This is a genomic window from Microcoleus harperi Pol14_C6 (assembly GCF_036701295.1).
Taxonomy (GTDB): domain Bacteria; phylum Cyanobacteriota; class Cyanobacteriia; order Cyanobacteriales; family Microcoleaceae; genus Microcoleus.
The window spans coordinates 1-7,476 of sequence record NZ_JAUBQN010000085.1 but is presented as its reverse complement, the minus strand read 5'-3'; the positions used below and the strand labels follow the sequence as shown (position 1 = coordinate 7,476).

At 44.2% G+C, this 7,476-nt stretch carries 6 protein-coding genes and 2 pseudogenes; 5 read left to right on the top strand and 3 right to left on the bottom strand.

Annotation, left to right across the window (positions count from 1 at the left end; genetic code table 11):
• Nucleotides 1-356: 356 nt before the first annotated feature.
• From QUA27_RS26820 to QUA27_RS26810, 3 genes and pseudogenes are all read left to right on the top strand, one after another.
• Entirely contained in the window at nt 357-1,529 is a 1,173-nt protein-coding gene (locus QUA27_RS26820) for a TRC40/GET3/ArsA family transport-energizing ATPase (protein WP_333072045.1), read from the top strand.
• Nucleotides 1,530-1,814: 285 nt separating this feature from the next.
• Nucleotides 1,815-2,024: pseudogene (locus QUA27_RS27585) on the top strand (hypothetical protein); the annotation flags it as partial.
• A gap of 313 nt (nt 2,025-2,337) precedes the next feature.
• Nucleotides 2,338-4,005 (top strand): tetratricopeptide repeat protein, encoded by a 1,668-nt coding sequence (locus QUA27_RS26810; protein ID WP_333072044.1) that lies wholly within the window; start codon nt 2,338-2,340, stop codon nt 4,003-4,005.
• Here QUA27_RS26810 and QUA27_RS26805 read toward each other — a convergent pair.
• Together QUA27_RS26805 and QUA27_RS26800 are read right to left on the bottom strand one after the other, a co-directional pair.
• Nucleotides 4,002-4,781 (bottom strand): Tat pathway signal protein, encoded by a 780-nt coding sequence (locus QUA27_RS26805; RefSeq protein ID WP_333072041.1) that lies wholly within the window; start codon nt 4,779-4,781, stop codon nt 4,002-4,004. The two genes, QUA27_RS26810 and QUA27_RS26805, sit on opposite strands and share 4 nt — an antisense overlap.
• Before the next feature lie 3 nt (nt 4,782-4,784).
• A complete protein-coding gene (locus QUA27_RS26800) occupies nt 4,785-5,291 on the bottom strand; it encodes a hypothetical protein (RefSeq protein ID WP_333072040.1) in 507 nt (168 codons plus the stop codon).
• Between the two features lie 154 nt (nt 5,292-5,445).
• Between QUA27_RS26800 and QUA27_RS26795 the strand changes: the two genes are divergently transcribed.
• Nucleotides 5,446-5,760: a helix-turn-helix domain-containing protein gene (locus tag QUA27_RS26795; protein WP_333072039.1), complete on the top strand. Its 315-nt coding sequence runs from the start codon at nt 5,446-5,448 to the stop codon at nt 5,758-5,760.
• Here the strand turns inward: QUA27_RS26795 and QUA27_RS26790 are convergent.
• The gene (locus tag QUA27_RS26790; RefSeq protein ID WP_445251558.1) at nt 5,721-7,127 is read right to left on the bottom strand and encodes a transposase; all 1,407 of its coding nucleotides are present in this window, start codon (nt 7,125-7,127) and stop codon (nt 5,721-5,723) included. The two genes, QUA27_RS26795 and QUA27_RS26790, sit on opposite strands and share 40 nt — an antisense overlap.
• Here QUA27_RS26790 and QUA27_RS26785 point away from each other — a divergent pair.
• Nucleotides 7,024-7,476, top strand: a pseudogene (locus QUA27_RS26785) (hypothetical protein); the annotation flags it as partial. The gene QUA27_RS26790 and the pseudogene QUA27_RS26785 overlap by 104 nt on opposite strands.

Sequence of the window (7,476 nt, the reverse complement as noted above, 5' to 3'; positions counted from 1 at the left end):
AGATAGCACTCAGTTTTTTCGCTTCTGTGCTTTATTGCGTAAGCATCCCTATTTAAAAACTGTCCGGAGTATTGTTAGCAATAAAAAATGGTGTTTCAAGAGCGAGCTCCCTTTTTTAACCGCAGATGTTAGCAGATAAACACAGATGAACGCTGATGGATTTTTATTTGTTGCAATTGATGTCTGAGATAAATAATTTTCACTGATCTTGACATGGGAGCAATTTCGTGAATGACCGAAAATGTGCTGTGTCCGGCGACTGATTGTCACCCAAATTAATTCCCCCAGCAAATTAATTTTTGTTACATAACGTTACAATATAAGAGTAAACTACTTTCAGGCGAGCTAAACAATCAATGCGCTTAATATTAATGACCGGAAAAGGCGGCGTCGGCAAAACCTCCGTAGCCGCTGCGACTGGGCTGCGATGTGCCGAATTGGGATACAAAACCTTAGTGCTGAGCACTGATCCCGCTCACTCCTTAGCCGACAGCTTTGACATGGAACTCGGGCACGATTCGCGGCTGGTGAAACCGAATTTGTGGGGAGCTGAATTAGACGCTCTCAGGGAATTAGAAGGCAATTGGGGAGCCGTTAAGCGGTACATTACTCAAGTTTTGCGTGCCCAGGGACTCGAAGGAGTGCAAGCTGAAGAATTAGCCATCTTGCCAGGAATGGATGAAATCTTCGGTTTAGTGCGAATGAAGCGGCATTACGACGAAGGCGAATTTGATGTTTTAATTATCGATTCTGCTCCGACTGGCACAGCATTGAGACTGCTAAGTTTGCCCGAAGTTGGCGGCTGGTACATGAGAAAATTTTACAAGCCACTGCAAGGTATATCAGCCGCCCTTAGACCTTTAGTTGAACCTATTTTTAGACCAATTGCGGGTTTTTCTTTACCAGACAAAGAGGTGATGGATGCACCTTACGAATTTTACGAACAAATCGAAGCTTTAGAAAAGGTTCTAACTAACAATACAGTCACTTCAGTAAGGTTAGTTACCAATCCTGAAAAAATGGTAATTAAAGAGTCTCTGCGCGCTCATGCCTATTTGAGTTTGTACAATGTAGCCACTGATTTAGTAGTAGCTAACCGGATTATTCCTGCAGAAGTAACTGACCCATTTTTTAAACGGTGGAAAGAAAGCCAGGAAGAGTACCGTCAGGAAATTCACTCAGATTTCATGCCGCTGCCAGTTAAGGAAGTGCCACTTTATTCTGAAGAAATGTGCGGTTTGGCATCTTTAGAACGGTTGAAAGAAACGCTTTACAAAGACGAAGACCCAAGTCAAGTTTATTACAAAGAGAATACGATTAAGATCGTGCAGGAAAACAATCAATATAGTCTGGAACTGTATTTGCCCGGAATTGCTAAGGATCAGATCCAGTTGAGCAAAACGGGAGATGAGTTGAATGTTCGGATTGGGAATCACCGCCGTAATTTGGTGTTGCCCCAAGCTTTAGCCGCCCTGCAACCTTCCGGGGCGAAGATGGAGGATGATTATTTGAAGATTAAGTTTGCTTAACCTGAGATGTTTCACCATTTTCAATAAGCCTTTTATGGCCGCGCTCTCCTGCCCACCCCAGGAGAAATATACTCTTTGTAGAACAGGCCGGAAAGCCTGTTCTTGAAAAGAGTGCAATGCGGGTTGTTATGTGGCGTTTTCGCGAATGACAATGTTGCATTCAAGTGCCTATTACATTGTGCGCTGACTGAACCTTACAGCACTTTACTTAACGATTAGGTACAAGAGTCAGGAGATATGTACCTCGAAGTGTACAGATAGTAGAAAAATTATTGGAATTGGGAGTGCAATTATGTTCAAGTAAGCAAATATAAAATTATTTTGCTCACTGCTGTTACTGTACCTCTTAGTCATGCAAAGTGCTGTAACTACCGATACTATAAAAAAGCATCTTTAAGTTCTATCGGTTATGGAACAGTGGAATCAAAGATTAAACGAATAGGAGTCAGGGTGAAACTATCAGGATCGCAGTGGAAGATCGAGAGTGTTTCCTAATTCCTTTCTCTTCGCTGTGCTTATCTTAATGGTCAACTTTCCGCTTGATATATTTGCTTTCACTGAGATGCACCAGATGTTAGTGATTCATAAGCATGAGTTTATGTCCACTGAATTGAGATGCGTTTACGCTATAACATCTACAATTAAAATATGGCAGAGTAAGGCCGGCAAGGGCGGAAATATACGAAATGTACGAAATGTCATAAAAATCGAAATCATCTAAAAACATCCAGCGTTTCTGGTTTTCAGAAATTTCCTTTTAATCTATACTATTCGGAGTATAAAAAATCTTACTCTTCAGCAATCACGTATGAATAGGGGTTATTCGCGGTTTGATTCCCTCACCAGCATCCTAGCAGGAACGGTAACGGTAGCAGGAATAGTCATTTTTGCGCCTGCACCGATTTTGGCGATTTCCTCTCCAGAAATTGCAAAAATAGCTGAATCGGTAACCGTTCAAATCAATGGTAAATCTCCCAAAATGGTGAGTAGCGGAACTGGATTTATTATTTCTAAAAAAGGCACGACTTACACTGTACTGACAGCTAATCACGTTGTTGTCAATCCTAAATTTACTTATACGATTCGCACTTCTACAGGAAAAGATTATCAAGTAACCCGTAGTGTACTATTGCAGAAAGGCCAGAATGCTCCAGATTTAGCAGTCGTAACATTTAACAGTGCAGAATCTTATCCTGTTGTGACTTTAGGTTATGCCGAACAAGCTGCAGTTGGTACAGGAATTTTTGTGTTTGGCTATCCAGCTAATGAGTTGCAAGAAAAGTCCGGAACCAATCGCAATTTTGAATTTTCACCGGGCTTTGTTACCAGCCGTCTCCCGAATCATGCACAAGGTTATACTTTGCGCTACAACGCTGTCACCAAAGGGGGAATGAGTGGGGGGCCGGTATTTGATGTAGAAGGGCGCGTAGTTGGGATTCACGGACAGGGCGATATCGATTATGATTATGTCACAGATACCGATAAAAAACTTATCACAGGTTCAGCCATTACTAAAACAGGGTTTAATTCTGCAATTCCTATCAACACTTTTCTAGCTAAACTGTCGGAAGCGGGGTTAAATCGATCGGCACTTTTGATAAATACCTCTCCAACAGCTAATGCGCCTCTGAAGCTGAACAATCCCAATGATGCTAAAACTTATTATGTTCGCGGTTTAACTCGGTTTGACCAGGGAGATTTGTCAGGGGCTGTTGCCGATTTCAACCAAACAATTCAAACTCAATCTGATTACGCGGAAGCTTATTTCTATCGGGGACTTGCTTATTCCGATTTGAGACAAATGCCCAAAAGTATCGCTGATTATAGCAAGGCGATCGCCCTAAATGCCGGTTATGTTGACGCTTACTACAATCGGGGGCTGGTTTTGTCGGCATTGGGAGACAAACCGGGGGCGATCGCAGATTATACTCAAGTCATCCGCTTGGATAGAAACTTTGCAGCGGCTTACAACAACCGAGGATTGGCGCTTTCCGACTTGGGCGATCAAAAAGGGGCGATCGACGATTTCAATCAAGCGCTGCAAATCAATCCCGGTCGCGCCAACACTTATTTTAACCGAGGATTGGCGCTGTTTCGCATCAATAACGATCGCTCTGCCTTAGCTGATTACACTCAAGCAATTCAGCTCAATCCCAGTTATGCTAAGGCTTATGCTAATCGAGGCATTACTTTAGCGAGAATGAGAGATACAAAAGGGGCGATCGCAGATTTGCAGCAAGCCGCCCGTTTATTTAGGGCTCAAGGAATGAACGATGATGCTCAAACAAAAAGCATTAGATTTGATTGGTCAATTGCAAAAATAGCCCCACCGAATGTAATTCGGGGCTACACAAACAAAGTCCGCCTGGGCGGACTAAAAATCTCTTTAATTCTTCAGTCCGCGTGGGCGGACTTCGTGTGTGTAGTAGCGGTTTCAACCGCCGAATCTGAGCCGATTATTACATCCTTCCCCTAAAACCTCACCGTCACCAAAATCACCCGCCGAGGCTGATCTTCCGCTTCAATAGTAAACTCAACACGCCCAAAACCTTTCGGCCCCGGTTCAACTACATCGTAGCGAGATGTCACCGTACCGGCGGCTGTATTGTATTGAGCAAAAACAGCACCAGGATTCCTCCCAGCAGACGCATCCGCATCCCCTCCCCAAGAGCTCGTATCATCTATTCGCGATCGCGTTGGCAATACAGAAGCCGCGATTTCTGGAGGTGTTAATCTTTGATCGGCTAAGACTTGTTGAGAATTATGAATAGCGCACATTGTCGGCCCGGAAATTTTGGCATCGCTATACTGATCTTCCCACTTTTGTACGAAGCCAAAGCCAACATTCGGGCCGACTTGCTCCTGTCTTTTTCGGCCCCACAGCCGACTGGTATCTGATGCAAAATTAGAACCGCTGCCTGTCTCGGCTAATTCGGTTCTTTTGCTAGTAAAATTGCGGTTGACAAATTCTTTATCTGCCGTGCGAATGGCGTTAGCGACCGCTGGTTCTATTTTACTGCTAACATTAGTATTGCCTTGTAAGATTGGTGAGAGAACGCCGGGGATGGGCTGTGTTCCACAATATTTTTGAATACCGTTGAAAACGCGATCGGCTGATAAAGCGCTAATCGGAAATTCTAGGGAATAAGCTTCGGCAGGTTTGGGGAAAAAAATACCGGATGTGGCGGAAGCAGCAAAAGAAGCGCCACCCCAGATGACGATTCGATTAAATTGACGGCGGCTAATACTCATAATTTATCTTCTCCCTGGAGAGCTTGCGCCCGGTATAATGTGGAACCAGAAGAAGTAGTACAATCCCTTGTCACAATTTGTTGCTCTGGAACAAGAGACATCAATAGCTAGACTTTTTCCATTACTAACATCGACCAGCACTGAATTGACCTGCCCAGCTTTCCCTACCTGGGAAGTTACTTGATTTCCATCTACATAAACATCTATTTTCGCAGGGGGTTTGCTATCTTGATCGCTAACTCCATACTCGATTCGGAGACAGGCGGGACCCCCAGGTAGTCTACAGGTGATACCCAAAGGCTGTGCTTCCAGAATGCTGGTGTATATTTCTCTGGCTATGGAAACATCTTTCTTGTTGGTATCATAATAGCTATTCCATCTCCTAACACAGTTCAGCTCGAATATATAGATTTCGCGCTGGGCCTGGGCCACTTGTGCGCCAACTGTCCCTAAAGTAAAAGACAACACCCCAGCCGAGAACAAACCGCTGAGCCACCGCACTCGCTTCATAAAAATATCCTGCTAATACCTTAATCAATTAATATAAAGGATGAGCTGTGTAGGAAAAGTCCTGACTTTAGATAGATGACAAAATCAAAAATGTCACAATTGTACGAAAAGTCAGGTATAATGAATCGCGTAAACTCCAGCTTCTCCCTAATCTATGGATATTGCCGAAGTTTTGACACTGGCAGATGAGCTAATTTTTGCTAAGACGGGAAAGCATTTAGATTACGTGCAAGAAGCTATTCTGCGGGGAACTTTACAAGACACAACTTACACGCAAATAGCTCAAGAAGTTTACTCAAGTCCAAGTCATGTCAGAAATGTCGGATCGCAACTTTGGAAAATACTTTCTAAAGAATTGAAAAAAGATATTACTAAAAACAATTTTAGGACTGTATTAGAAAACAACAGTCCGGACAGATTTTCGGTCGCTCAAGCTTTGAGAGAGCCATATTCTAGAAGCTTTTGGTAGTTGGGATTTAATTTAATCCAAGTCGGGTCCAAATCAAACATGGCGATAAATAGTTCTAGTAAATGCTCATTTAAAGCTTTTCGTTTGAACGACGCTATAGAAAATGAAATAACCTCTGGTGTCGGTTGAGCTGTGACGGTAGCCTCTTGTCTCAAAGTGACTTTGGCTAAATTTAGGGCTGTCAAACTACCATTGACCTGGGCATCCAGGGCATCCAGATTGCGAGATTGGCTATCGACCATTCCGGTATATTGTCTGGCATCACGAAAGATAAACTCAATCTGAAATCGAGCGCGATAATAAGCCAAGATATCGCTGGCGCTCAGATTAACATCGGTGGAAAACAACAGAATATACCGCTCTTTCCCCTCGACGAGTCTTCTTAAGCAAACTACACGAATCCGGCGGTCAAGAGAAACCGACCAGACCACGGCCGTCCACAGCTCTGTCCCATCGTCTAAGGTCTCAGTTAACGTGAAATATTTTAATTGTCGCTCCAATGGGGCAACCTTGCCGTCATAGGTTTTCTGACGACCAGGACCAGACCGACGTGGCCCTTGATACAGATATTTTAAATTCGCGTCTTGTCGCAGTTTTCCAATGGCATTCCACCCCAGGTTCACGACCCCATCCACCCATTTCCGTTTGCTGTAGAAGCTATCAGCAACCACATATTCAACTCGTTTGGGTACATAGGTCTGACAATAGGCTAGATGGCCTAAATAGAAATCGACTCGATTCCTACAGACTTGATGCTCTATTTCGTCGGCTGCAACATCTCGTCGGTCGGACAGGCCCGCTTCCGTAAGCTTTGCCGATAACGCATAGGCTGTATTCTGCTCTACATCGACCACTGCCACCACCGACCACTCCAATCCCGTCTCGACTTGACCACTCTTGCCGTTGTAGAACCCATCCTGATTGGGTGTATGACGACCACTTTTTTCATGAAACGTCGCATCCACCACTAGGATTTGAACTCCTTCCCGAGAACCGTGGGTTTGAATCAAATGACTATTCACCGATTCAAACCCAATTCCTCTGTTTAGATTTCGACGAAACGTTCGCTCTGACAGGGGACTATAGCGGCTTAAATTGGTGTAGTTGGCTCGACCACAGACGACGAATAGGCTCGTCAAGAATGCCAGGAGAAAGGTTCGTTGCGGTTTGTGAAATGACCCACTGTGGTCAGTGCGTCCGTTAGAATATTCGTAATTGCTAAACCCCCTTGACAAGAGAACGAGATAAACATTAGATAAAGGAATGAAAAAACTCCCTGACCTAAAACAACTATCGGATGAGGCCAAAAACGCCTTGATAGTAGAGCTATGGCAGGAAATCCAAAAACTGCGGGCAGCATTAGACACTGACGAATCAAAACCCAACTCATCTCCCGCCAAAACCAGCTCGAATTCAAGCACTCCACCATCAAAAGGATTCAAGTCCAACATCAAGCCGAAGCCATCGAAAATAGAAGGAGTCAAAAGACAAAAAAGCATCGGCAGAGCAGGAGGGGGAAGACATCTACATCCCGAACCCGACCAAATCATTGTCGCTCAAATCAAAAGTTGCCCGCAGTGTTCAGAAACAGTCACTGCCACGTCCCAAAAATTGCAAGCAGTCTATGACAAAATAGAACTACCACCAATTCGCCCGATCGTAACGCGCATCGAACGTTATGGCGGTCGCTGCGCCTGTTGTCAAACCGAGTATCTT